This window comes from Streptomyces daliensis (assembly GCF_054782395.1).
In genome coordinates this window covers 142,881-168,055 of the sequence record NZ_BAAGSO010000005.1, presented here as the reverse complement: position 1 = coordinate 168,055, position 25,175 = coordinate 142,881, and the positions used below count along the sequence as shown (strand labels likewise).

The window sequence follows — 25,175 nt, the reverse complement described above, 5'->3', positions numbered from 1 at the left end:
TGTGTGTGCGGCACCTGTCCGAGTGGGCCGACGTGCTCAGATGTCGAGGAAGCGGACGTCCTTGGCGTTGCGCTGGATGAACGAGCGCCGCGCCTCCACGTCCTCGCCCATGAGGATGGAGAACAGGTCGTCGGCGGCCGCCGCGTCGTCCAGCGTCACCTGCTTCAGGACCCGGTGCTCCTGGTCCATCGTGGTGATGCGCAGCTCCTCCGCGTTCATCTCACCGAGACCCTTGAAGCGCTGGATCGAGTCGTCCCTGATCCGCTTGCCCTGCTCGCGCCCCAGCGCGATCAGGCTGTCGCGCTCGCGGTCCGAGTACGCGTACTGGTGCTCCTCGCGGCCCCACTTGACCTTGTAGAGCGGCGGCTGCGACAGGAACACGTGCCCCGCCTCGACCAGGGGACGCATGAAGCGGAAGAGGAGCGTCAGCAGCAGGGTGTTGATGTGCTGGCCGTCGACATCGGCGTCCGCCATCAGAATGATCTTCTGGTAGCGGAGCTTGCTGATGTCGAAGTCCTCGTGGATGCCCGTGCCGAAGGCCGAGATCAGCGCCTGGACCTCCGTGTTCTGGAGGACCTTGTCGATCCGCGCCTTCTCCACGTTCAGGATCTTGCCGCGGATCGGGAGGATCGCCTGGTACTCGGGGTCGCGGCCTGACTTGGCCGAGCCGCCCGCCGAGTCACCCTCGACGATGAAGATCTCGCACCTGGCGGGGTCGTTGGACTGGCAGTCGCTCAGCTTGCCCGGCAGCGACGCCGTCTCCAGCAGGCCCTTGCGACGGGTCAGGTCCCGCGCCTTACGGGCGGCGACCCGCGCCGTGGCCGCCTGGATCCCCTTGCGGATGATGTCCGCCGCCTCGTTGGGGTTCCGGTCCAGCCAGTCCGTGAAGTACTCGTGGGTGATCTTCTGGACGAAGGTCTTCGCCTCGGTGTTGCCCAGCTTCGTCTTCGTCTGGCCCTCGAACTGGGGCTCGCCGAGCTTGACCGAGATGATCGCCGTCAGGCCCTCGCGGATGTCCTCGCCCGTGAGGTTGTCGTCCTTCTCGCGCAGCAGCTTCTTGTCGCGCGCGTAGCGGTTGATCAGACCCGTCAGCGCCGCGCGGAAGCCTTCCTCGTGGGTGCCGCCCTCGTGCGTGTGGATCGTGTTCGCGAAGGAGTACACCCCCTCGCTGTACTGGCTGTTCCACTGCATCGCGACCTCGACGGAGAGCATCCTCTCCTTGTCCTCGGCCTCGAAGTCGATCACCGTGGGGTGGACCAGCTCGCCCTTGCGCGAGTTGAGGTACTTCACGAAGTCGGAGATGCCGCCCTCGTAGTGGTACCGGACGGAGAGCTGCTTGCCCTCCTCGTCCACGTGCTCCGGACGCTCGTCCGTCAGCGTGATGGTGAGTCCCTTGTTCAGGAACGCCATCTCCTGGAAGCGGCGGGCCAGCGTCTCGAAGGAGTAGTCGGTGGTCTCGAAGATCTCACCGTCGGCCCAGAACGTGACCGAGGTCCCGGTCTCGTCCGTGGCCTCGTTCTTCTGGAGCGGAGCCGTCGGCGCGCCCAGCTTGTAGTCCTGCGTCCAGCGGTAGCCGTCGGTCCTGACCTCGACGGCGACCTTCTGGGACAGCGCGTTGACGACGGAGACGCCCACGCCGTGCAGACCGCCGGAGACCGCGTACCCGCCGCCGCCGAACTTGCCGCCCGCGTGCAGCACCGTCATGACGACCTCGACGGCCGGCTTGTTCTCCGAGGGCACGATGCCCACGGGGATGCCGCGCCCGTTGTCGACGACGCGCACGGCGCCGTCGGCGAGCAGCGTCACGTCGATGGTGTCGGCGTGCCCCGCCAGCGCCTCGTCGACGGAGTTGTCCACGACCTCGTACACCAGGTGGTGGAGACCGCGCTCGCCGGTGGACCCGATGTACATGCCGGGCCGCTTGCGCACCGCCTCAAGGCCCTCCAGGACCGTGATCGCGCTGGCGTCGTACGACGGCGCCTCGGGCTCGGCCACGGGCACGGGCGCCGGGGAGTCGCCGATATCGGAGGGGTTCTTCTCGTTCTCGCTGAGGTTGCCGGAATCGGCCACGAAGCGCCCTTTCTGGCACAGCACAGGCCGTCTCCTGGGCAGGACGGAGCGGCTGCGTCGTTCGACATGTTCCGCAACAAGGCGGGTTCGCTTCCAGTGTACCGGGGGCGGCAACGTGAATGGGGGTTTGCCGGTACCTGAGTCCGCATGTGCCGCCCTGAACTGGCGTCCGCCGACTCCCCATATGCGGACCGGGGGGCTAAGAGGCTCACAAGGGCGCTCAGAGCTTCGGCCTGTCAACGTTCCATTACGGTGAGCGCGGTCACGGAAATCTGCCCTCGCCCCGCAGGTCAACAGCTCACCCGTACGTCACCCGTACGTATCGCCGGGGCCCTTGCTGCCAGGAGCGCGCAACGGGCCGTAGCGCGTGTGCGGCGCCTCGGGCCCCCGTACCTTGATCACTTTTACGGTGCCCTGACCGAGATCCTCGTTCAGCCGGGCCACGAGCCTCGGCGCCAGCAGCCGCAACTGCGTCGCCCAGGCCGTCGAGTCGCAGCGCACAGTGAGGGCGCGCTCCTCCTCGTCGTACCGCTGCGGCTCGCAGTGCTGCGCCACCTCGGCGCCCACGAGCTGCGGCCAGCGGCCCATCACGCCGCCCACGGCGGCCGGGGCCTCCCAGCCGCGCTCGGTGATCAGCCGGTGCACGGCCGCGCCCAGCGACATCGGGTCGCGCCCGTCCCTGCGGGCTCCGGAGCGCGGTCCCGCGCCGCGGCGCACCTGCTTCTTCTGCTGCGCGGCGGCCCCGCGCTCGCGGGCCTGCTCCTTGGCGGCGCGGAGCGCCACGCGTGCCAGATCGACGCCCGTCGGCTCGGGGGTGGGCTTCTGCTCGGGGCCGCCGGAGCCGTCGTCCGGTCCTGGGCCGGACCCGGTGCCCGGGCCCGAGCCCGAGCCCGTGGCGGAAGGATTCTCCCCGGGTCCGCCACCAGGACCGCCGCCGTCGCCGCTTCCGCTCCTGGGCGTCATACGCGCGCGACCTCGCCCTCCGACACCGCGAACCTGGCCCCCTCCAGCACGCCGGGCACGTCCTCCTCCACGGCAGCCGTCACCAGCACCTGCTCGCCCGGCGCCACCAGCTCGGCCAGCCGCGCCCTGCGCTTCACGTCCAGCTCGGCGAACACGTCGTCCAGGACCAGCACCGGCTCGTTGCCCTCGCTCTTGAGCAGGTCGTACGAGGCCAGGCGCAGCGAGAGCGCGTACGACCAGGACTCGCCGTGCGACGCGTACCCCTTCGCGGGAAGCTGGCCCAGCTTCAGCACCAGATCGTCGCGGTGCGGGCCCACGAGGGTCACGCCGCGCTCGATCTCCTGCTTACGGGCCTCGGCCAGCGCCTCCAGCAGCCCGCCGTACAGTTCCTCGGGCGCGCTGCCCGTGACCGCGCCCTTGTACTCCAGCGCGACGGGCCCGCCGCCGGGCGCGAGCTGCTCGTACGCCTTGTCAGCGAGCGGCTGGAGCGTGCCGATCAGCTCCAGGCGCCGCGCCAGCAGCTCAGCACCGACGCGTGCCAGATGCTGGTCCCACACGTCGAGCGTCGAGAGGTCCATGCCCTTGCCGCCGTGCCGGCGCGCCATCGCGGCCGACTTCAGCAGGGTGTTGCGCTGCTTGAGCACCCGCTCGTAGTCCGAGCGGACCCCGGCCATCCGGGGCGAGCGCGCGGTGATCAGCTCGTCGAGGAACTTGCGGCGTTCCCCCGGATCGCCCTTCACCAGCGCCAGGTCCTCGGGCGCGAACAGCACGGTGCGCACTATCCCCAGCACGTCACGCGGCTTGACCTGCGAGGACCGGTTGATCCTGGCCCGGTTCGCGCGCCCGGGGTTCAGCTCCAGCTCGACCAGCTGCTGCCGCTCGCCCTGCCGCACCTGCGCCCGTACGACGGCCCGCTCGGCGCCCATCCGCACCAGCGGCGCGTCCGAGGACACCCGGTGGCTGCCGAGCGACGCGAGATAGCCGACAGCCTCGACGAGGTTGGTCTTGCCCTGGCCGTTCGGGCCGACGAACGCGGTGACGCCCGGGTCGAGGGGAACCTCGGCCCGGGCGTACGAGCGGAAGTCGGCCAGCGAAAGATGCGTTACGTGCACGGTCCGCTCCGGCCTCCTGCCCCGTTGTGCGCGTGTGCCGCGCGCCAGTGCTGCGCGCTTACTTCGTGTTCTCGACCGCGTGGCCGCCGAACTGGTTGCGCAGTGCGGCGATCATCTTCATCTGCGGCGAGTCGTCCTGCCGCGAGGAGAAGCGCGCGAAGAGCGACGCGGTGATCGCGGGCAGCGGCACCGCGTTGTCGATCGCCGCCTCCACCGTCCAGCGGCCCTCGCCCGAGTCCGCCGCGTAGCCGCGGAGCTGGGTGAGGTGCTCGTCGCCGTCGAGCGCGTTGACGGCGAGATCGAGCAGCCAGGAGCGGATGACGGTCCCCTCCTGCCAGGAGCGGAACACCTCCCGCACGTCGGTGACCGAGTCCGCCGCCTCCAGCAGCTCCCAGCCCTCGGCGTACGCCTGCATCATCGCGTACTCGATGCCGTTGTGGACCATCTTCGCGAAGTGCCCTGCGCCGACCTTGCCCGCGTGGACGGAGCCGAACTCGCCCTCGGGCTTGAGTGCGTCGAAGACCGGCTGGACCTTGGCGACGTGCTCGGCGTCGCCGCCGTACATCAGCGCGTAGCCGTTCTCCAGGCCCCAGACGCCGCCGGAGACGCCGCAGTCGACGAAGCCGATGCCCTTCTCGGCCAGCTCCTTCGCGTGCTTCTCGTCGTCCGTCCAGCGCGAGTTGCCGCCGTCCACGACGATGTCGCCGGGGGAGAGCAGCTCGGCCAGCTCGTCGACCGTGGACTGGGTGGCGTCACCCGCCGGGACCATGACCCAGACCACACGCGGCCCCTTGAGCTTGTCCACCAGCTCTCCGAGGCTGTGGACATCGGCAATGTCCGGGTTCCGGTCATAGCCGATGACCGTGTGGCCTCCGCGGCGGATGCGCTCGCGCATGTTGCCGCCCATCTTGCCGAGACCGACGAGACCGAGCTCCATCAGTGCCCCTTCTTTCACGATTCGTACCTGAGCCCGAGCCTACGCCCACAGGTGCGTGCACACCTGTGGGCTCCCACCGCTCATCCGAGGCCCGTCGGGGCCAGGAAGGGCCCGCCCGACCCGACGGAACCGCAGCTCAGCCGGACAGCCGCACCGGCATGCTGCGACCTTGCGAGGGACGACCCTCGCGCTCCCAGCCGGAGCGCCGTGGTCCGCCTCTCACGCCCGGCTCAGCCGGACAGCCGCACCGGCATGATCAGGTACTTGTACGCGTCGTCCGCCTCCGCGTCCTTCGCGGGCTTGCCGCTCAGCAGCGCGGGCTTCGTCGACGTCGTGAAGGAGAGCTGCGCCACAGGGGAGTCGATCGCGCTGAGGCCCTCCAGGAGGAAGCCGGGGTTGAAGGCGATCGAGATGTCGTCGCCCTCCAGATCGGCGTCGACGCGCTCCACAGCCTGTGCGTCGTCGCTGGAACCGGCCTCCAGGGTGAGCACGCCCTGCTCGAAGCTCAGCCGGACCGGGGTGTTGCGCTCCGCCACCAGGGCCACGCGCTTGACGGCCTCGACGAACGGCGCGGTCTCGATCACCGCGACCGAGTTGAACTCGGTGGGGAACAGCGTGCGGTACTTCGGGAGGTCGCCCTCCAGGAGCCGCGTCGTCGTCCTCCGGCCCGCGCCCTCGAAGCCGATCAGGCCCTCGCCCGAGCCGGACCCGGACAGCGCCAGCGAGACGCTCTCGCCGCCGCTGAGGGACTTCGCCGTGTCCAGCAGCGTCTTCGCCGGGACCAGCGCGACCGCGGACGCGTCCGGCGTCTCCGGCTTCCACAGGAACTCGCGGACCGCGAAGCGGTAGCGGTCGGTGGAGGCCAGGGTGACCGTGTCGCCCTCGATCTCGATCCGCACACCGGTGAGCACCGGCAGCGTGTCGTCACGGCCCGCCGCGATGGCCACCTGCGAGACGGCCGAGGCGAAGACCTCGCCGGGGACCGTGCCCGTCGCGTTGGGCATCTCCGGCAGCGCCGGGTACTCCTCCACAGGGAGTGTGTGGAGTGTGAATCGCGAGGAACCGCAGACCACGGTCACCCGCACACCGTCGGTGGAGATCTCCACCGGCCGGTTGGGCAGCGCACGGCAGATGTCCGCCAGCAGCCGCCCGGACACGAGAACCGTGCCCTCCTCGTCCACCTCGGCGTCCACCGAGACGCGGGCCGATACCTCGTAGTCGAAGCCGGAGAGGCTCAGCGAGCCCTCCTCCGCCTTGAGCAGAAGGCCCGCGAGGACGGGCACCGGCGGACGGGCGGGAAGGCTTTTCGCCGCCCAGGCCACCGCCTCCGCGAGAACATCGCGCTCTACCCGGATCTTCACCTTCAGCCGCCTCCTGCTGTTGCTGGCTGCTCGCCCTGCTGGCCTGTCGTCGTCGGCTCGTTGCCGGGGACCAGTCTGACGCACGTCGCTGACAGTCGGTGCGGGTGTGGGTCAAGTCGTTGCCGACGGGGTAGGAAGCCGTCGGCCCGAGTTGTGCACAGCCCCCACTTCGAAGCGAAGTTCCCTGTCTAACTCTGTGGTCGTAGTAGTAGGGGTTGTGGAAACCGTGGATAACCGCGTTTCCGCAGGTCAGACCCGGAATTTTGTCCACCGGCCCTGTGGGCGGAGCGGTGGAGGGAACGGGGGGTCCTGTGGACGCCGGAAAGTTACCCACACCCGATGCACAGGCGGACCGGACTTCCCCACAGCGGCGCCCACAGTTTTACCCACCTTTCCCACAGCCCAATCCAGGCCCTCAGTGTGACCGCTTTCACTCGGATCAGTGAGTGGGCGCGTTGTGTTGCCGAACAGTGGACAGCGCTGTGGAGAAGCTTGCAGAAGCTGGGGACAAGAAGCCCCAGCCTGTGGGCGGGCGGTGGACAAGTCGGAGCCCGGTTCGCGGCCCGGTTTTCGTTCCACAGCCTGTGGACAACGGTTGCGCACAAGTACACAGGCACCTGACCTCGGCAAACAGCTTGCCGAGTGGTCCGGTTGTGGACGCCGCTGGGACAACTTACGGGTTCCCCAGGGTGTGGACGCCCGTTTCGGCGAGGATCTGTGGACCTCGGGCTCCAGAGCCTGTGGATTCGAACAGCGAAGGCGCCGTGAGCCGTTGGCCGTGAACTTCCGGCGGCGTGAGCGCGTCCCATCCAGATATGGATCATGAAAGGGAAAGGCTCAGGGAAGAGCGAAGGGCCCGGCGCAGGGCACAGCGGCCCGAGGCGTGGGTGACCGCCGCCGAGCACGCCGCGCACGCGGAGAACTACCAGCGCGCGGCCCTGGCCCAGGCGTCGTCGGTGGCGCCGGTGGAGCACTCGCGGGCCGGTGCCCGCGCGCACGAAGTGCCGTACGGCCGCCGGGAACGGGAGCGACGCGCTCAGGAAAGCGCGGACCAGGACGAGGCGGTCCGGCGGCAGTTCGAGGGGCTGCTCGGGCGAGGGCGAGAGCGACAGGATTCCGGCTCGCGGCCGGGAGCGCGCGACGACAGGTTCGATATCGCGCAGGCGATGTCGTTCATGCCCGGAGGGCACCGGGAGGCCACGGCGTCGGCCCGCGCCCCTTACGCCCCGCCGGGCCGGCCGGGGCCGGGGCACGGCACCGGAGGCCAGGGGCGGTCCGGAGGTCACGGGCAAGGCAGCCACGAGCGGCCCGCGTACGGCGTCGGCGCTCCCCGGTACGGGGGCCCGGCGGCGCCCGCGAAGCGTCACCACTGACCGGCGTCCGCTGCCTCGCTGCCCCGGGCCGCCCGCGTTCGGGGCAGCGAGGGGCAGCGACGTGATGTCCGGTGCGGTCAGCCGTTCTTGATGCGGTTGGTCAGCTCGGTGACCTGGTTGTAGATGGAGCGGCGCTCGGCCATGAGGGCGCGGATCTTGCGGTCCGCGTGCATCACCGTCGTGTGGTCCCGGCCGCCGAACTGGCCGCCGATCTTCGGCAGCGAGAGGTCCGTCAGCTCGCGGCACAGATACATGGCGATCTGCCGCGCGGTCACCAGGACGCGGCTGCGCGAGGAGCCGCACAGGTCGTCCACCGTCAGCCCGAAGTAGTCGGCCGTGGCCGCCATGATGTCGGTGGCCGTGATCTCCGGGGTGGCGTCCTCGCCGCCGGGGATCAGGTCCTTGAGCACGATCTCCGTCAGGCCGAGATCGACCGGCTGCCGGTTCAGCGACGCGAAGGCCGTGACGCGGATGAGCGCGCCCTCCAGCTCGCGGATGTTGCGCGAGATGCGCGAGGCGATGAACTCCAGGACCTCGGGCGGTGCGTTGAGCTGTTCCTGCACCGCCTTCTTACGGAGGATCGCGATGCGCGTCTCCAGCTCCGGCGGCTGGACGTCGGTGATGAGGCCCCACTCGAACCGGTTCCGCAGCCGGTCCTCCAGCGTCACCAGCGCCTTGGGCGGCCGGTCGCTGGAGAGCACGATCTGCTTGTTCGCGTTGTGGAGCGTGTTGAAGGTGTGGAAGAACTCCTCCTGCGTCGACTCCTTGTCCGCCAGGAACTGGACGTCGTCGACGAGCAGGATGTCCATGTCGCGGTAGCGCTTGCGGAAGGTGTCCGCCTTGCCGTCGCGGATGGAGTTGATGAACTCGTTGGTGAACTCCTCCGAGCTGACGTAGCGCACCCGCGTCCCCGGGTAGAGGCTGCGCGCGTAGTGCCCGATGGCGTGCAGCAGGTGCGTCTTGCCGAGCCCCGACTCGCCGTAGATGAACAGCGGGTTGTACGCCTTGGCGGGCGCCTCCGCGACGGCGACGGCCGCGGCGTGCGCGAAGCGGTTGGAGGCGCCGATGACGAAGGTGTCGAAGAGGTACTTCGGGTTCAGCCGTGCGGTGGGCTCGCCGGGACCCGTCGCGGGCGCGGGCTGCGCGGCGAGGGGTCCCGGCGCTCCGCTCGGCGCGGGGAGCTGGGAGGGGCCGTCGTAGCGGGGCGCGGGCGGCTGGCCCTGCGGCGGCACCTGGCGCTGCTGGTGCTGAGGCTGCTGGTGCTGGGCCTGGTGCTGCTGATGCTGCGGGGCGTGCTGCTGGGAACGGCCCTGCTGCGCTTCGTACGTGTCGTAGGAGGGCTGTGGCCTCTCGTACTGCTGCTCGTACTGCTGTTGCTGGTGCTGCTCGTACTGCCCCTGGTCGTACTGGCCCTGGTGCTGCTGCCGGTGCGGCTGGTGCTGCGGGGGCCAGGCGTCGCGCGGGTGCTGCTGCCAGTTGCCCTGCTGGGTGTGCGGAGTGTGCTGCGGAGGGGGCCCCTGGGGCTGGGGTGCCTGCGGGTAGTCGGGGTAGGCGGGGCGAGCCGCGGGGATGTCGCGGTTCTCGTAGCCGTCGTACCCGCCGTCGTATCCCCCTCCCCCTCCTCCCTCGTATCCGCCGTCGCGGGGGCCAGGGGTGTGCTGCTGCGGTACGGAAGGGGTGGGCGCGGGGGGCGCGGGGCCGGGCTCGGGGGCCGGGCCCGTGACGGTGATCGCCAGCCGGATGGGCTGCTGGCACTCGCGGCTGAGCGCCTCGCTGATCATGGGCGAGAGACGCCCTTCCAGGACGCCCTTCGCGTATTCGTTGGGCACGCCGAGCAGCGCCGTCCCGGAGACCAGCACCAGGGGCTGGCAGTCCTGGAGCCAGCGCTGGTCCTTCGCCTCTACCCCCTGGCCCTCCGAGAGGAGCTGTTCCAGCACGCGCGGCCACACTGCGGCAAGATCGGCAGGTAGGTCAGCCACGGGCACGCTCTCTCACTCGCTTGGTGGGGGGATCTTCGCTGAAGTCGACCAGATCCCACGAATGTGTGGTTCTCGGGACGGTCGGGAGGGATGGGAAGTTCAGCCACGGTAGTCAGGCCGACGTGCACCATTCAAGTCGTTGTCCACAGGCTGTGCACGAGTGCAGTAGCGGGTGACCCCGGGCGGCTCCGGTTTGACCGGATGGCGTAGCCGCGCGTACCGTAACCAGGTCGAGTTGTCGACGGCTGCTGCCGCCTGCCTCCGATGGGCAAAGATTCCCGAGTCTCTCTTCTTCGAGTCTTCGAGGATCACGAAGCGGTTCACACTCGGGCGTTGCGAGCTACTCGTGGGCGCACGGTGACAGCCTGTCGACGCCCCACAAGCCTGTCGCGTGGCGATCACGTGACACGAAGCATTCCTGGAGCCCCCGAGTGAGCAAGCGCACCTTCCAGCCGAACAACCGCCGCCGCGCGAAGACCCACGGCTTCCGGCTGCGCATGCGGACCCGCGCCGGCCGCGCCATCGTGGCGAACCGCCGCAGCAAGGGTCGCGCCCGTCTGTCGGCCTGAAGCCTGACCACAGGTCCATGACGTGCTGCCTACCGAGAACCGGCTGAGGCGGCGCGAGGACTTCGCAGCCGCGGTACGCCGAGGGCGCAGGGCCGGTCGCCCGCTCCTCGTCGTCCACCTCCGCGGCCAAAGCGACAGGGACCCGCACGCGGCGGGGGGAGACGATCCCCCGGCCCGTGCGGGTTTTGTCGTGAGCAAGGCCATAGGCAACGCGGTCGTCCGCAATCTCGTGAAGCGGCGGCTGCGTCATCTGATGCGTGACCGACTGGCTCTCCTGCCCGCAGGTAGCCTGGTGGTCGTAAGGGCGCTGCCCGGTGCGGGCGCGGCGGGCCATGATGAACTGGCCCGCGACCTGGACACCGCGTTGCAGCGGCTGCTTGGAGGGCCTTCGCGATGAAGTACCCGCTGCTGTGGTTGATCAAGCTGTACCAGTGGACCATCAGTCCGATGCTCGGGCCGGTGTGCCGGTACTACCCGTCGTGCTCGCATTACGGCTACACGGCCATCCACCAGCACGGCGCCGTGAAAGGGACGGCACTGACGGCCTGGCGCATCCTGCGCTGCAATCCCTGGTCGCCAGGTGGCGTCGACCATGTCCCCGCCCGGAAGCACCCGGTATGGCACCAGCGGATCCGCTCCCGCTGGCAGCAGCACCGGACCCAGTCCAACGCCCAAGGAGCCTGATTCGTGGACACGATCCTGAGTCCTCTTTATTACGCTGTGTCCTGGATCATCGTCCAGTTCCACTCGCTGTTCAGCCTGGTCTTCGACGAGGACGGGGGCTGGGCCTGGGGTCTGTCCATCTTCTTCCTGGTCGTGCTGATCCGGATCTGCCTGATCCCGCTCTTCGTCAAGCAGATCAAGTCGACGCGGAACATGCAGGCGCTCCAGCCGAAGATGAAGGCGATCCAGGAGCGCTACAAGAGCGACAAGCAGCGTCAGTCCGAAGAGATGATGAAGCTGTACAAGGAGACGGGCACCAACCCGCTCTCCAGCTGCCTGCCGATCCTCGCGCAGTCGCCCTTCTTCATCGCCCTCTTCCAGGTGCTCAACCACATCTCGCGCAACAGCCCGGTCGGCGTGCTCACCGCCGACCAGGTGGACAGCGCGCGTAACGCGCAGATCTTCGGCGCCCCGATCGCCGCGAAGTTCATGGACAGCGCGGACAAGGCCGCCGAGCTGCACGCCTCGCTGACCGACATCCGCGTCATCACGATCATCATGATCGTCCTGATGTCGGCCTCGCAGTTCTACACGCAGCGCCAGCTCATGACGAAGAACGTCGACCTCACGGTGAAGACGCCGTTCATGCAGCAGCAGAAGATGCTGATGTACGTCTTCCCCATCATGTTCGCCGTCTTCGGCATCAACTTCCCCGTCGGTGTCCTCGTCTACTGGCTGACCACCAACGTGTGGACCCTCGGGCAGCAGATGTACGTGATCAAGCGCAACCCGACCCCGGGCTCCCTCGCCTACAAGCAGCGTCAGGAGAAGCTGATCGCGGCGGGCAAGATCAAGGAGGACCCCAAGGAGGTCGAGGCGCGCGAGGCCGTCGAGGCGGCCCGTGCCAAGCGCCAGCAGCCGAAGCGCCAGACGAAGTCGCAGCGTCAGACCGGCACCGCCGCGGGCGGTACGGCGGCGGACCGTACCGCTGAGCCCCAGGACAGCGTGGCGAAGACGTCCCTGGACAAGAGCGACGACGACTCGTCGGCCTCCGGCGGCGGCACCTCCTCCGGCCAGGGGAGCGGTCAGCAGGGCAAGAAGCCCTCGCAGAAGTCGGGCCAGAAGTCCGGGCAGAAGTCCGGCCAGAAGAAGTCCGGGCAGCAGCGCAAGGGCGGCCCGCAGCGTCCCAAGCACCCGTCGAAGAAGTAGCAAGAAGGAGTCCATGCCGTGACGGACACGACTGTTCCCACGCCGTCGGCAGAGGTGGCCCCTGATGAGGGCACCGACACGCTCACCCGCCTCGAGCAGGAGGGCGAGATCGCTGCCGACTACCTGGAGGGGCTCCTCGACATCGCCGACCTGGACGGCGACATCGACATGGATGTCGAGGCCGACCGCGCCGCCGTATCGATCATCAGCGACGACGCGACGCGTGACCTCCAGAAGCTGGTGGGCCGGGACGGCGAGGTCCTGGAGGCGCTCCAGGAGCTGACGCGGCTCGCCGTGCACCGCGAGACCGGCGACCGCAGCCGTCTGATGCTCGACATCGCGGGCTTCCGGGCCCGTAAGCGCGAGGAGCTGGCCGAGCTGGGCGCCAAGGCGGCCGAGGAGGCCAAGGGCAGCGGCGAGCCGGTGAAGCTCAAGCCGATGACGCCCTTCGAGCGCAAGGTCGTCCACGACGCGATCAAGGCCGCGGGCCTGCGCAGCGAGTCCGAGGGCGAGGAGCCGCAGCGCTGCGTGGTCGTGCTGCCGTGACGGAGCAGCCAGGGGAATCAGCGGAGCTTCCGCCCGCGCCCGAGGCGGCGCGGAAGGTCTTCGGTGACCGCCTGCCGGAGGCGGTGCGCTTCGGCGAGCTGCTCGCCGACGCGGGCGTACGGCGCGGGCTGATCGGCCCGCGCGAGGTGCCGCGGCTGTGGGAGCGGCACCTGCTGAACTGCGCGGTGCTCTCGGAGGTCGTCCCGGAGTCGGTGGCGGTCTGCGATGTCGGGTCGGGTGCTGGGCTGCCGGGGATTCCCCTGGCACTCGTACGCGAGGACCTCAAGATCACGCTTCTGGAGCCCCTGCTGCGGCGTACGACCTTCCTCCAGGAGGTCGTGGAGCTGCTGGGCCTGGACCACGTCACCGTGGTGCGGGGCAGGGCCGAGGAGGTCCTGGGGACGCTGCCCCCGGTCCACGTGGTCACGGCGCGCGCTGTGGCGCCGCTGGACCGGCTGGCGGGTTGGGGCGTGCCGCTGCTGCGTCCTTACGGGGAGATGCTGGCGATCAAGGGCGACACGGCCGAGGAGGAGCTGAAGGGCGCGCGTGCCGCGCTGCACAAGCTCGGGGTCGTGGAGACGTCGGTCGTCCAGGTCGGCGAGGGGGTCGTGGACCCGCTCTCGACGGTCGTACGGGCCGAGGTCGGGGAGAGCCCCGGAGGGGTGCGCTTCGCGGCCAAGCGGGCCAAGGCGCAGAAGACAGCGCGGTCGGGCCGGGCGGCCCGTGGCGGTCGACGCCGCCGTTGAGTCGAGTGGCGAGTGGCGGGCGGCATGAGCCGTCCCGCCCTCTGCCCCGGGAGACGCTTACTCCATAAAAGCGCTTAAAACTACGCGAAGCGGAGTGTCGCAGCAGAGCGTGGCGTGTGCGCGTGCATCGTGTTTCACGTGAAACACCGCTCACTTCTGCAAGGAATCATCAGCCGCGGTCGCGCCGCCGCAGGGTCGCGCGACAGGAAGCCGCCGCATGAGCCCCGTTCTGGGGTGGATTCATCCACAACAGAGCGGGGCTCGCTGGTTCGCGACACCGAAAGCATGGCAGGCTCTGTGCATAGCGAGCCTGATGTCGAGGAGAGTGAACCCTTGCGGTCCGACGCCAACATCGCGGGACCGATGGCCGATCCGGTCCCCGGTCCCCGTTCAGAATCGGTGGATGTTTCACGTGAAACACCGCCCCCGATGGACGACACGCCGATCGGCCGCGCTGCCCAGCAGGCGGTCGAGGCGATGAATCGTGCAGGTGAGGGTCTCCCCCGGCCGGAGCGGACACGGGTGATGATCGTCGCCAACCAGAAGGGCGGCGTCGGGAAGACCACCACCACGGTCAACCTCGCCGCCTCGCTGGCCCTGCACGGTGCCCGGGTCCTGGTCGTCGACCTCGACCCCCAGGGCAATGCGTCGACGGCACTGGGGATCGACCACCACGCCGAGGTGCCGTCGATCTACGACGTTCTGGTCGAGAGCAAGCCGCTCTCCGACTGCGTCCAGCCGGTGCCGGATGTGGAGGGTCTCTTCTGCGCCCCCGCCACGATCGATCTCGCCGGTGCGGAGATCGAGCTGGTGTCCCTGGTGGCGCGGGAGAGCCGTCTCCAGCGTGCGATCGAGGCGTACGAGCAGCCGCTGGACTACATCCTCATCGACTGCCCGCCCTCCCTGGGGCTGCTGACCGTCAACGCGCTGGTCGCCGGCGCCGAGGTGGTCATCCCGATCCAGTGCGAGTACTACGCGCTGGAGGGGCTCGGGCAGTTGCTGAGGAACGTCGATCTGGTGAAGGGGCATCTCAACCCCGATCTCCATGTCTCGACGATCATCCTCACCATGTACGACGGCCGCACCAGGCTGGCGTCCCAGGTCGCGGAGGAGGTGCGCAGCCACTTCGGCAAGGAGGTGCTGCGGACCAACATCCCTCGGTCGGTCCGTATCTCCGAGGCTCCCAGCTACGGGCAGACGGTCCTGACCTACGATCCAGGTTCGAGCGGTTCGCTCTCCTACCTGGAGGCGGCCCGCGAGATCGCACTGCGGGACCCCAACGGGCAGCAGCTTGAGCAGTCGCCGCAGGCACTACAGCAACATCAGCACAGCAGCGTGGCGGAGGGTACCCAGTGAGTGATCGACGTAGGGGGTTGGGCCGTGGGCTCGGCGCGCTGATCCCAGCAGCGCCCGGGCCCGCAGCGCCCAAGGCCGGTGACGGGGGCGGCCAGCAAGAGGCCCCGACGGTGGGGGCGAACGGTGCCACCTCCCCCACCTCGGTTCCGGTGCTGACGCCGGAACGCGGGGTGGCGGCGGCGAAGGTCACCTCTCTTCCCGACAGCGGCAGCAGGGACGACGTTCCACGTGAAACACAGCAGCCTTCCGAGCCGGATGACGCGGTGACCCACGGGGATGAGGCGACGGCAGCGGGCGCGCACTTCGCCGAGGTGCCGCTCGAGGCGATCACGCCGAACCCCCGGCAGCCGCGCGAGGTCTTCGACGAGGACGCGCTCGCGGAGCTGGTCACCTCCATCAAGGAGGTCGGCCTGCTCCAGCCCGTCGTCGTACGGCAGCTGGCGCCGGAGCGCTACGAGCTGATCATGGGCGAGCGCCGCTGGCGGGCCTGCCGTGAGGCGGGCCTGGAGCGCATTCCCGCGATCGTCAGGGACACCGACGACGAGAAGCTCCTCCTGGACGCGCTCCTGGAGAACCTGCACAGGGCGCAGCTCAACCCGCTGGAGGAGGCCGCGGCCTACGACCAGCTCCTGAAGGACTTCAACTGCACCCACGACCAGCTCGCGGACCGCATCGGACGCTCGCGTCCCCAGGTCTCCAACACGCTGCGGCTGTTGCGGCTCTCGCCGTCGGTCCAGCGCCGGGTGGCCGCCGGCGTGCTCTCGGCGGGGCACGCGCGGGCGCTGCTGTCGGTGGACGACGGTGAGCAGCAGGACAAGCTGGCTCACCGGATCGTGGCCGAGGGGCTCTCGGTGCGGGCGGTCGAGGAGATCGTCACGATGATGGGCTCCAAGCCGTCGAGCACCGCGAAGCCCAAGGGGCCGCGCGCGGGCAAGCGGGTCTCCCCCGCGCTGGACCATCTCGCCGGGCGGCTCTCGGACCGCTTCGAGACCCGGGTGAAGGTGGACCTGGGGCAGAAGAAGGGCAAGATCGTCGTCGAGTTCGCCTCGATAGACGATCTGGAGCGCATCCTCGGCCAGCTCGCGCCGGGCGAGGGCCGGGTGCTGGAGAAGAAGCTCTCGGAAGAGGCTGAGGAGGAGGACTCCGAGGGCACCGAGGAGCCGTAAGGCCCGGAGCGCCCGGAGCGCCCGAAGAGGGCCGGAGGGACAAGAAGGCATACGAAGAACCTTTAGAGCTGTCGCCCCATGGATACGATGGATCCATGGGGCGACAGCTCGTTCCGCTTACGCTGGACAACCTTCCGGACCTTCCGAAGCGCTGTCGCGCTTGTGTGTTCTGGGAGCTGGACCCGGTCAGCGGTGAGGCGGCGGCGAAGACGGGGCAGCCCGAGCTGGAGAAGGAAGCCTGGATCTCGGCGGTGCTGCTGGAGTGGGGCTCCTGCGGACGCGTCGTCTATGTGGACGAGGAGCCTGTCGGCTACGTCCTCTACGCGCCCCCGGCCTATGTGCCCCGCTCCTTCGCCTTCCCCACGAGCCCCGTCTCGCCGGACGCGGTGCAGCTCATGACCGCCTGGCTGAAGCCGTCCTTCCAGGGGCAGGGGCTGGGCCGGGTCATGGTGCAGACGGTGGCCAAGGATGTGCTGCGGCGCGGCTTCAAGGCGATCGAGGCGTTCGGGGACGCGCGCTGGAAGGAGCCCGCGTGTGTGCTCCCGGCAGAGCATCTTCTCGCGGTGGGCTTCAAGACCGTCCGCCCGCACCACGCCTACCCCCGGCTGCGGCTGGAGCTGCGCTCGACGGTCTCGTGGCGCGAGGACGTCGAGCGGGCGCTGGACCAACTGCTCGGAGCGGTCCAGAAGGAGCCCGCGCTGCGGCCCCTGTGAGATCACGTTCGGCGCTGCTACGCGAACGGGCCCGCTCTCCGGAGAGAGTGGGCCCGTTTCACGTGAAACGAGGAAGGCGTCAGCCGATGAACTCGGACAGGTCCTTCTCGATGGCGGCCTTCGGCTTGGCGCCGACGATGGTCTTGACGACCTCGCCGCCCTGGTAGACGTTCATCGTCGGGATCGACATGATGCCGTACTTGGCGGCGACAGCCGGGTTCTCGTCGATGTTGAGCTTCACGACGGTCAGCTTGTCGCTGTGCTCCGAGGCGATGGCCTCGAGGGACGGGGCGATCTGACGGCACGGGCCGCACCAGGCCGCCCAGAAGTCGACGAGGACGGGCTTGTCGCTCTTGAGCACGACCTCCTCGAAGTCGGCGTCGGTCGCGGTCACGGTGTCACCGGCCATGGTGGCTCTCCTCTTTTTCCTGTGTGATGCGTGCGAGGGCGTAGGCGAAAGTGTGGCGCTGGCTCAGACCGCTGCCGCGGCTTCTTCGGCGGCTTCCTCGGCCTTCTCGGGCTCGGGCGTCTTCTCGCCGTCGATGAGGGCGGCGAGATAGCGCTCGGCGTCGAGGGCGGCGGAGCAGCCGGTGCCCGCGGCGGTGATGGCCTGACGGTAGGTGTGGTCGACGACGTCGCCGGCGGCGAAGACGCCCGGGACGTTCGTGCGGGTGGAGGGGGCGTCCACCTTGACGTAGCCCTCCTCGTCGAAGTCGAGCACGCCCGTGAACAGCTCCACGCGGGGGTCGTGGCCGATGGCGACGAACAGGCCCGTGACGGGAAGTTCGCGGGTCTCACCGGTCTCGGTGTCGCGGAGGGTCAGCCCCGAGAGCTTGGTGTCCTTCTCGTGGATCTCGGCGACCTCGCTGTTCCACGCGAAGGAGATCTTCGGGTCGGCGAAGGCGCGCTCCTGCATCGCCTTGGAGGCGCGCAGGGTGTCACGGCGGTGCACGATCGTCACGGACTTGGCGAACCGCGAGAGGAAGGTGGCCTCTTCCATGGCGGTGTCGCCGCCGCCGATGACGGCGATGTCCTGCTCGCGGAAGAAGAAGCCGTCACACGTGGCGCAGTAGGAGACGCCACGCCCGGAGAGTTCGTCCTCGCGGGGCAGGCCGAGCTTGCGGTGCTGGGAGCCGGTGGAGACGATCACGGTCTTGGCGCGGTGCACGTTCCCCGCGCCGTCCGTTACGGTCTTGATCGGGCCGGAGAGATCGACGCCTGTCACGTCGTCGGGGATCAGCTCGGCGCCGAAGCGCTCGGCCTGGGCGCGCATCTGGTCCATCAGCTCCGGGCCCATGATGCCGTCCTGGAAGCCCGGGTAGTTCTCCACCTCGGTGGTGTTCATGAGCGCGCCACCAGCGGTGACGGAGCCCTCGAAGACCAGCGGCTTCAGCGACGCGCGGGCGGTGTAGAGCGCGGCGGTGTAGCCCGCAGGCCCCGAACCGATGATGATCACGTTACGGACGTCGCTCACGGGAGCCTTCCTTGTCTGCCGACTGCGTTCCGGGGGCTTCTGCATGAAGCGTTCACCCCACCCAACGGATCCTAAGGGGCAGACATTCCCGCTCCGCGCCACGACGGCAGCGGTCTGCCGGTCGGGCGGGGGCGGTGCGGGTTCAGCTCTTCGGGTAGGTCCGCTGGACCAGGACCTCGCCGGGTCCCGTCGCCTCGCCGCTGACGCACGAGGCGTCCACGAGATACGCGTCCACCTTGCGAGCGTCGCCACCCGCGTGGGGGAGGACGACGAGATAGCCGGTGGCCTTCTTGTAGCGGGCGTCCTCGTCGACGGCGAGCGGGGTCTCGGACGTCGACGCGTCCGTGTCCCGTACGCGGGCGATGCCCTCGCGCACACAGGAGGGGACGGTGACCGAGGTGCCCGTCATCGGGCTGTCGCCGGTGTCCGGGGTGGCGGGGCTCTGCTTGGTGTCGATCTCCGGTGCTGACTCGGCGGCCGGGCTCTTCTCCGCGAGCAGGGTCTGCACGTGCTGCTTCAGCGCCTGGTCCTCGGCACCGGCCGTGGTCCTCGCGTCCGTGCTGCCCTCATTGGACGCGGTGGAGGCACCCTGGCCTGACGAGTCGAGCGACTGGACGACCAGCCCGCCGATCCCGAGCACGCCGACGACGCCCACAGCGGCGACGAGGGTGGTGCGCCAGCGGCGGCGCCGCTGGGGTCCGCGGGAGCCGTCGCGGCGCCCCGGTCCTGTCGAGCCGCCGGAGTGCCCTGCGGGGCGGTCGGCGGAGTGACCGGTGGAGGCGCTTACGGGGTGGCGGTCCGCCGTTTCACGCGCATGCGATGCATCCGTCGCATCCGATGTTTCACGTGAAACGGAGACGGGGGCGTCCGGCTCGGCCCTGGTCTCTGTTCCTGTTTCACGTGAAACAGCGCTGTTCGGCGACGGCGGCGTCGAGTCGAGCAGCGCCTCGGCCGCGAGGGCCGCGTCGATCCGGCCCGCCACGTCGGCGGGCATCCGCACCGGGCCCGGCAGGGTGCCGAGCACGTCGCGGATCTCGTGGAGCGACGCCTGTACGTCCGCGCACAGCTCGCAGTCCACGAGGTGAGCCTGTACGTGGGTCGAGCGGTCAGGGGGGAGCAGCCCCTCGGTGAGCGCGGAGATCTCGGCGACTTCCGGGTGTTCGTCGGTACCGGAAGCGCCGGACGCGAAAGGAGCGGATGTCATGTCTGTCCTCCACCTCCCTTCACGGCTCCGGGCGATCCTGCGATGCCTCTCGGCGGTGGGACGGATGTCCCCTGGGTCCGGTTCCTTCCCCCGCCGGGCGGCGAGTTATCCCCCTCGGGCCCGTTCGGGCGTAGGTGGGTGAGCAGGGGAAGGAGCCGGGCGCGGCCTCTGGCGCAGCGGCTCTTGACGGTGCCCACGGCGACGTCGAGGACCTGGGCCGCTTCCGCGACCGGATACCCCTGCATGTCCACGAGGACGAGCGCCGCGCGCTGCTCGGCCGGAAGCTCGGACAGCGCGGCGATCAGCTCTCTGTGGAGGTCCTGGCGCTCGGCGGGCACCGCGGCCGACTCGTGCGGTTCCAGGAGCTGTTCCAGGCGCTCCGTGTCGTCGGTGAGCGCGGTGCGGCGGGAGGCCGCCTTGCGCGCGCGGTCCAGACAGGCGTTGACGGTGATGCGGTGCAGCCATGTCGTGACGGCCGACTGGCCGCGGAAGGTGTGCGCCGCGCGGTACGCGGAGACGAGGGCGTCCTGCACGGCGTCCGCCGCCTCCTCGCGGTCCCCGAGGGTGCGCAGCGCTACCGCCCAGAGGCGGTCACGGTGTCTGCGGACGATCTCGCCGAAGGCGTCGGGATCGCCGTCGACGTGGCGGGCGAGGAGTTCGCGGTCGTCCGCGCGCTCCGTGGCGGCCGTGCCGCGCCCCTGGCTCCCCGGCCTCCCTGGCTCCCCCGGAGGCTGTGAACCGCCGCCGCCCTCGGGGGTGGCGCGTGCGTCGTCCTCGGTGCTGTGTTCGCCGTGTTCGCCGTACTCGCCGTGCTCGGTGCCGTCCGGGGCGGTCGCTTCGGACTGTTCCTCGCGGCGGCGTATCGCCTCGTCGCCGCGGTCACCGCTCACCGCCGGACCCCTTCTCTCATCGCGCCTCCGTCGGTGTCAGCGTCAGCGTCAGATGCCACAGGGGTACCGGTGCCGTCGCCCCTGGCCCTGGGCCCCTAGCTCAGCACCTCGATCTCCGTGACCCGGCCACGGTAGTTGCCGTCGTCCGAAAGCGGGAGCTTCGTGAGCCAGACCAGTACGTACTGCGTCTTGATCGGCTTCTTGGCCTTGAGGGTGAGGTGCTCCCCCGAGCCGCTGGCGACCTTGCTGAACGCGCCGAGGGACGTGGGCATCCCCGTGGTCTCCTTGGGGGCCGCGAGGAAGTCGGCCGAGGTCTTGCCCATGAAATCGACCTTGACCGAGCTGACCTGCTGGAGCTTGCCGAGGTCGAGGATGAGGCCGACGCCGGACTTGAGGTTCCCGAAGTTGGGCCGTCCGTAGTACTTGCTCGTGAGCCAGTACGTCTCCTGCTTGCCGTCGATGGCGTCCTCGACGTCCTCGGGGTTCTCCTGCCCGTCGCTGCTCTCCGGGTCGAAGTCCTTCGCGCCCACGATCTTGACGGACTTGCCCGTGGGGGCCTTCTCGTGCGCCTGGACCGGGGAGGGCTTGTCCGAAGGGGGCGGATCGCCCTTGAGGAGAGCATCGGCGATCTGCCAGCTGCCCAGCCCCAGCGCCGCGATCAGCAGCGCGGACACACCCCACTTGAGCACCTTCCCGGTGCGCCCGGGAAGCGCGGCCGGGGGCTCCGCCGCACCGGCGCGTACGGCGCCGCCCGGAGGCTTGGTGGCGCCGGGGCCGCCCGCGCCGTAGGCACCCTGCTGGTAGGTGGTGCGCTGGTAGGGCGGTGGCGTGGTGAAGGAGGGCTCCGGCGGGCGGATGCGCGGCAGCGTGGTGACCGCCTTGGCCAGTTCCTCCGGCGTCGCGCAGGGCTGCTCCTGGCTGGACGCGGTGGCGCCCTCGTTGACGAGCGCGCGCATGGCGAGCTGGGAGAGGCCGCGGTGCACCCCGGCGCGCACCTGGTCGGGTGCGACGAGGGTGCCCTTGGCGAGGGTGCCGACGCCGGTGAGGCCGTACGCGTCCTCCTCGTACGGCCAGCGCTGGGTGAGCGCCGCGTACAGGAGGGCACCGATCGCCTCGGTGTCAGCGCGTTGCGGGGTCTCGCTGGTGATGCCGCGCAGCGCCGCGTTCACGGCGAGCCCCCGTACGCGGTACTGGCCGGTGCCGGTGCGCAGCACGGTGGCCGGGGTCAGCCGCAGATGGGCCAGCCCCTCACGGTGCGCGGCGGCGAGGGCCTGGGAGAGCTGGCTGACGAGCTGGTAGGCGTCGTGGGGCTCCAGCGGGCCCGCGGCGAGCAGCTCGCTCAGCGGGGTGGCGTCGGGCAGCCACTCGTGGACCACGTAGACGAGTTCGCTCTCCTCGACCGCGTCCAGGACCTGCACGAAGCGCGGGTCGCCCAGGAGGGCGGCGGAACGGGCCGCTGACAGGACGCGGCGGGCGCGCGGGTGCCCTGCGGGGAGGAGGTGGACACCCACGGCGCGGCGCAGCTTCTCGTCGACGGCACGCCAGCTGCTGAAGCCGTCCAGACGGGTGACGCACTCCTCCAGACGGTAGCGCCGGGCCAGCTTGTGGCCGCTGTGCAGCTCCGGTGGTTCGGGCGTCGGGGAGGTGGCCTCGGCGCGCTCGGCAGCGGCCTTAGTGGCCTTCTTGCTGCCGTCGGACTTGTTGCCGTCGGAGGACGCGGTCTTGGCCTGGGCCTTGGACTTGTCCTTGGCGGTGCTCTTGGCGGTGCTCTTGGCAGGGCTCGTGACGGTGCCCTTGGCCTTGTCGCCGCTGTTTTCGTCCTTGGCCTTGGACTTGGACTTGTCCTCGGGCGCTTCCGCCTCGGCGTCCGGTTTCGCGTCGGGGGACGGGTCCTGCACGGCTGTGCCGTTGGCCTCGTCGGGGGAGTCGGGCGCTTCCTCGGCTGTGGTGTCGGAGGTGGTGTCCGCTTTTGTGTCCTCGCTCTCGGGGGATGCCTCGTCGCCGTCTCTCTCCGAGGTGGCCGTGCCGCTGGTGCCGGTGTGCTGGGCATCAGCGGCGGTCGTGGTGCCGCCGCTGTGCCTGTCCGTCGCTCCGTCGGTCGTGACCCCGGCCCCTTGGGCGGTCGGCGGCGTATCCTCGCCGCTCGTCTCGGCCACGTCGACGGCAGCCGTGCTCCGTTCCGCCACCGTCGTTCCTGCCTCCCCATTCGTTGCAGCCACTCTTCGAAACAGCCGGAAACAATTGTGCCCACAGTCCGCCGCTATGCACGACACACGGTGGCCGTCGATGGTTGTACCCGGTGCTCCGTACTACCGTCCGAGCCGGGCGCGCACCATACCGACCATCGCCGTCATCTCCTCGATGCGCATCCGCTTCGCCGCTAGGACGAAGACGACGCCCAATGCGATCCCTCCCGCGAGCACGGAGGTCACCGAGCCGAGCACGCCGCTGCCCAGGCCCTGGGTGATTCCGTAGACCACGGCGCCCGCGACGAGGGTCGCCGGGACGCTGGCGCCCGCCAGGCGGATGTACGTACGCAGCACGCGCGAGCCGTCCAGATCCCCGCCCAGACGCCTGCGCAGCCTGCGCCAGGCGACCCCGACCCCGATGACGTAGGCGAGGCCGTAGGAGGCCGCCATGCCGACGACGGCCCAGCGCGCGGGCAGCACGAGGAAGCACGCGGCGGACGCGACGGCGTTCACGGCGGCGACGATGACCGTGTTGAAGAAGGGGGTGCGGGTGTCCTCGTACGCGTAGAAGGCGCGCAGGACCACGTACTGCACGGAGAAGGGGATGAGCCCGATGCCGAAGGCCATCAGCGTGTAGCCCATGGAACGGGCGGCGTCGAGGCCGGAGGAGCCGTAGATCATGGTGCACATCGGGATGCCGAGGGCGATGAAGCCGAAGGCGATGGGCACGATGGCGACGGCGGAGTTGCGCAGGCCGTGCGAGATGTCGTCGCGGACGGCGCCGGTGTCGCCGTCGTCGGCGGCGCGGGAGAGGCGGGGGAGCAGGGCCGCCATCACCGAGACGGTGATGATCGCCTGCGGCATGTTCCAGATGAGCTGGGCCTGGGAGTAGGCGATGTAGCCCGCTCCGGAGTGGCCGTCCTGGGAGGCGGTCTCGCCCGCCCAGGTGGAGAGCTGGGAGACGACGAGGACGCCGGCCTGGTTGGCGAGGACGAAGAGGATCGTCCACTTGGCGAGCTTGGCCGCCTTGCCGAGGCCGTGCCCGCGCCAGTCGAAGCGCGGCCGGACCTTGAAGCCCGCGGCCCGCAGGTACGGGACCATCGCGAGGGCCTGCACGACGAGCCCGAGCAGGGTGCCGACGCCCAGCAGGCGCACGGCCTCGGGCGGGATGGAGTCGACGGTCATCTGGGAGGTGGCGGCGGTGCCGTAGACCCAGAGGAACATGCCGATCGTCGACATGATCACGATGTTGTTGAGGACCGGCGTCCACATCATGGCGCCGAAGCGCCCGCGCGCGTTGAGGATCTGGCCCATCACCACGTGGATGCCCATGAAGAAGATCGTGGGCAGGCAGTAGCGGACGAAGGAGACCGCGACCTCGTTCGCCTGCGGGTTGTCGGCGATCTTGACCGACATCAGCTTGACCAGCAGTGGCGCCGCGAGGACGGCCAGCACGGTGAGGACGCCGAGGAGCACGGCCACGAGGGTCAGCAGCCGGTTCGCGTACGCCTCGCCACCGTCCTCGTCGTCCTTCATGGCGCGCACGAGCTGCGGGACGAAGACCGAGTTGAGGCCGCCGCCGACCGTGAGCACGTAGATCATGGTCGGCACGGTGATGGCGAGCTGGTAGGTGTCACCGAGGACGGCTGCGCCGAGCGCGGCGACGATCATCGCCGACCGTACGAAGCCGGTCAGGCGGGACACCATCGTGCCCGCGGCCATTATGGCGCTGGACTTCAGGAGGCCGCCGCCTCCACCGCCTCCTCCGCCCCCGTCGGACGAGGGCGGAGCGGCCGGGGCCGCGTCGGGGCCTGCGGGCCCCGCAGGCCCCGCAGGGCCGCCGCCCGGCTGTCCTACGGGCTGTCCGGCGGGTTCGGCTCCGGGCGCCGCCGCACCCGCGGGCGGGCCCATGGGCGGGGCTGCCTCGGGCCGGGGCGGCGGGGGTGAGGCGGCGTACGGGGGCTGCTGCGGCTGGTGGGGTTGCTGGGGCTGCCGCGACGGCTCGTACGGGCCCTGCGGCGGCGGCTGGTGCGACTGCTGGGGCGCGAACGGCTGCTGTGCGTGCTGTGTCTGCTGTGTGTGCGGGAGGGCCTGCGTCTGCTGGGACTGCTGCGTTCCCTGCGCCTGCGGGGCCTGCTGCTGGGCGTAGGCGGGCTGCGGCTGCTGGCCGGGGTGCCCTGCCTGGTCCGGGTGCTGCGGCTGGTGGGGCGGCCGTGGCTGCGACGGTGCCTGGGCCTGCGAGGGGGCCTGCGGCTGCGGAGGCTGCTGGGGACCCGGGGTGTGCTGCCGCGCGGGCGGGGGCGCGCCCTGCGCGTGCTGGGCGGAGTGCGGCTCCTGGCCCTGGTCGCGGAAGAGGTGCGCGAAGGCGTCGTTCTGGGGCGACGGAGGGGACTGGGGCGGCTGCGGCACCTGGCCGTCATGACCGCCACGGCCGTCCCCGCTCCCGTCGCCCTCGCCGGGCGCGCCGCCGAGCAGGCCGTCGACGCCGGTCAGCTCGACGGCGGACGGGTCGTCGCGGCCCTCGTACGCGTCGCGCGGATACGCGTCCCGTGCGTACGGGTCCTCCGGTGGCTGAGAGCCGTCACCCGGGGTCCGGCCCCGGTCACCGTCGTACGGCGCATTCATCGCTTCCTCTACCCCTGCCCCTGCTCGCCC

The 25,175-nt window shown here is 70.1% G+C and carries 20 protein-coding genes and 2 pseudogenes; 10 read left to right on the top strand and 12 right to left on the bottom strand.

All coding sequences use genetic code 11. The annotated features are described in order from the left end of the window. Positions 1–36: 36 nt before the first annotated feature. The 5 genes from gyrB to dnaN all read right to left on the bottom strand — a co-directional run bounded on the left by gyrB (position 37) and on the right by dnaN (position 6,443). Complete coding sequence (gyrB, locus tag ACYVOO_RS01500) at positions 37–2,094, bottom strand: DNA topoisomerase (ATP-hydrolyzing) subunit B (RefSeq protein ID WP_461013835.1); 2,058 nt, start codon at positions 2,092–2,094, stop codon at positions 37–39. Between the two features lie 285 nt (positions 2,095–2,379). Beyond that, positions 2,380–3,033 (bottom strand): DciA family protein, encoded by a 654-nt coding sequence (locus ACYVOO_RS01495; RefSeq protein ID WP_461013834.1) that lies wholly within the window; start codon positions 3,031–3,033, stop codon positions 2,380–2,382. Next, positions 3,030–4,145, bottom strand: coding sequence for a DNA replication/repair protein RecF (recF, locus tag ACYVOO_RS01490; RefSeq protein ID WP_461013833.1), 1,116 nt, complete (start codon positions 4,143–4,145; stop codon positions 3,030–3,032). The genes ACYVOO_RS01495 and recF overlap by 4 nt, the downstream gene beginning before the upstream one ends. A gap of 58 nt (positions 4,146–4,203) precedes the next feature. Then, positions 4,204–5,082, bottom strand: coding sequence for a phosphogluconate dehydrogenase (NAD(+)-dependent, decarboxylating) (gene gnd, locus ACYVOO_RS01485; RefSeq protein ID WP_453344255.1), 879 nt, complete (start codon positions 5,080–5,082; stop codon positions 4,204–4,206). A 230-nt stretch (positions 5,083–5,312) separates the two neighbouring features. Then, positions 5,313–6,443, bottom strand: coding sequence for a DNA polymerase III subunit beta (gene dnaN, locus ACYVOO_RS01480; protein WP_461013832.1), 1,131 nt, complete (start codon positions 6,441–6,443; stop codon positions 5,313–5,315). A gap of 815 nt (positions 6,444–7,258) precedes the next feature. Here dnaN and ACYVOO_RS01475 point away from each other — a divergent pair. Continuing rightward, entirely contained in the window at positions 7,259–7,816 is a 558-nt protein-coding gene (locus ACYVOO_RS01475; protein ID WP_461013831.1) for a hypothetical protein, read from the top strand. 77 nt (positions 7,817–7,893) lie between these two features. Here ACYVOO_RS01475 and dnaA read toward each other — a convergent pair whose 3' ends face one another. After that, a complete protein-coding gene (gene dnaA, locus ACYVOO_RS01470) occupies positions 7,894–9,795 on the bottom strand; it encodes a chromosomal replication initiator protein DnaA (RefSeq protein ID WP_461013830.1) in 1,902 nt (633 codons plus the stop codon). A gap of 431 nt (positions 9,796–10,226) precedes the next feature. Here dnaA and rpmH point away from each other — a divergent pair, with 431 nt between their 5' ends. From rpmH to ACYVOO_RS01425, 9 genes are all read left to right on the top strand, one after another. Then, a complete protein-coding gene (rpmH, locus tag ACYVOO_RS01465) occupies positions 10,227–10,364 on the top strand; it encodes a 50S ribosomal protein L34 (protein WP_016906158.1) in 138 nt (45 codons plus the stop codon). 22 nt (positions 10,365–10,386) lie between these two features. Beyond that, a complete protein-coding gene (gene rnpA, locus ACYVOO_RS01460; RefSeq protein WP_453344259.1) occupies positions 10,387–10,761 on the top strand; it encodes a ribonuclease P protein component in 375 nt (124 codons plus the stop codon). Further along, positions 10,758–11,048 (top strand): membrane protein insertion efficiency factor YidD, encoded by a 291-nt coding sequence (yidD, locus tag ACYVOO_RS01455; RefSeq protein ID WP_453344260.1) that lies wholly within the window; start codon positions 10,758–10,760, stop codon positions 11,046–11,048. Before rnpA ends, yidD begins: the two co-directional genes overlap by 4 nt. A 3-nt stretch (positions 11,049–11,051) precedes the next feature. Continuing rightward, positions 11,052–12,236, top strand: coding sequence for a membrane protein insertase YidC (yidC, locus tag ACYVOO_RS01450; protein ID WP_461013829.1), 1,185 nt, complete (start codon positions 11,052–11,054; stop codon positions 12,234–12,236). A gap of 18 nt (positions 12,237–12,254) precedes the next feature. Next, positions 12,255–12,782, top strand: coding sequence for a Jag family protein (locus tag ACYVOO_RS01445; protein ID WP_453344262.1), 528 nt, complete (start codon positions 12,255–12,257; stop codon positions 12,780–12,782). Then, a complete protein-coding gene (gene rsmG / locus ACYVOO_RS01440; protein WP_453344263.1) occupies positions 12,779–13,528 on the top strand; it encodes a 16S rRNA (guanine(527)-N(7))-methyltransferase RsmG in 750 nt (249 codons plus the stop codon). The genes ACYVOO_RS01445 and rsmG overlap by 4 nt, the downstream gene beginning before the upstream one ends. Before the next feature lie 285 nt (positions 13,529–13,813). Continuing rightward, positions 13,814–14,884 (top strand): ParA family protein, encoded by a 1,071-nt coding sequence (locus ACYVOO_RS01435; RefSeq protein WP_453344264.1) that lies wholly within the window; start codon positions 13,814–13,816, stop codon positions 14,882–14,884. Beyond that, positions 14,881–16,050 carry a ParB/RepB/Spo0J family partition protein gene (locus tag ACYVOO_RS01430; protein WP_461013828.1) on the top strand — a complete coding sequence of 390 codons (1,170 nt, stop codon included), beginning with the start codon at positions 14,881–14,883 and terminating at the stop codon, positions 16,048–16,050. The genes ACYVOO_RS01435 and ACYVOO_RS01430 overlap by 4 nt, the downstream gene beginning before the upstream one ends. Positions 16,051–16,145: 95 nt before the next feature. Next, on the top strand, positions 16,146–16,763 hold the full coding sequence (locus ACYVOO_RS01425) for a GNAT family N-acetyltransferase (protein ID WP_461013827.1): 618 nt from the start codon (positions 16,146–16,148) through the stop codon (positions 16,761–16,763). A gap of 79 nt (positions 16,764–16,842) precedes the next feature. On the opposite strand, the pseudogene trxA reads toward ACYVOO_RS01425, so the two are convergent. The 6 genes and pseudogenes from trxA to murJ all read right to left on the bottom strand — a co-directional run. Continuing rightward, positions 16,843–17,193: pseudogene (gene trxA, locus ACYVOO_RS01420) on the bottom strand (thioredoxin); the annotation flags it as partial. Between the two features lie 42 nt (positions 17,194–17,235). Continuing rightward, positions 17,236–18,237 (bottom strand): thioredoxin-disulfide reductase, encoded by a 1,002-nt coding sequence (trxB, locus tag ACYVOO_RS01415; RefSeq protein ID WP_453344267.1) that lies wholly within the window; start codon positions 18,235–18,237, stop codon positions 17,236–17,238. Between the two features lie 142 nt (positions 18,238–18,379). Further along, a complete protein-coding gene (locus tag ACYVOO_RS01410) occupies positions 18,380–19,441 on the bottom strand; it encodes an anti-sigma factor (RefSeq protein WP_461013826.1) in 1,062 nt (353 codons plus the stop codon). Then, positions 19,438–20,112, bottom strand: a pseudogene (sigM, locus tag ACYVOO_RS01405) (RNA polymerase sigma factor SigM); the annotation flags it as partial. The pseudogene sigM and the gene ACYVOO_RS01410, both read right to left, overlap by 4 nt. Before the next feature lie 314 nt (positions 20,113–20,426). Next, positions 20,427–22,517, bottom strand: a complete 2,091-nt coding sequence (locus tag ACYVOO_RS01400; protein WP_461013825.1) for a hypothetical protein — start codon at positions 22,515–22,517, stop codon at positions 20,427–20,429. A gap of 123 nt (positions 22,518–22,640) precedes the next feature. Continuing rightward, a complete protein-coding gene (gene murJ / locus ACYVOO_RS01395; protein WP_461013824.1) occupies positions 22,641–25,145 on the bottom strand; it encodes a murein biosynthesis integral membrane protein MurJ in 2,505 nt (834 codons plus the stop codon). Positions 25,146–25,175 lie beyond the last annotated feature (30 nt).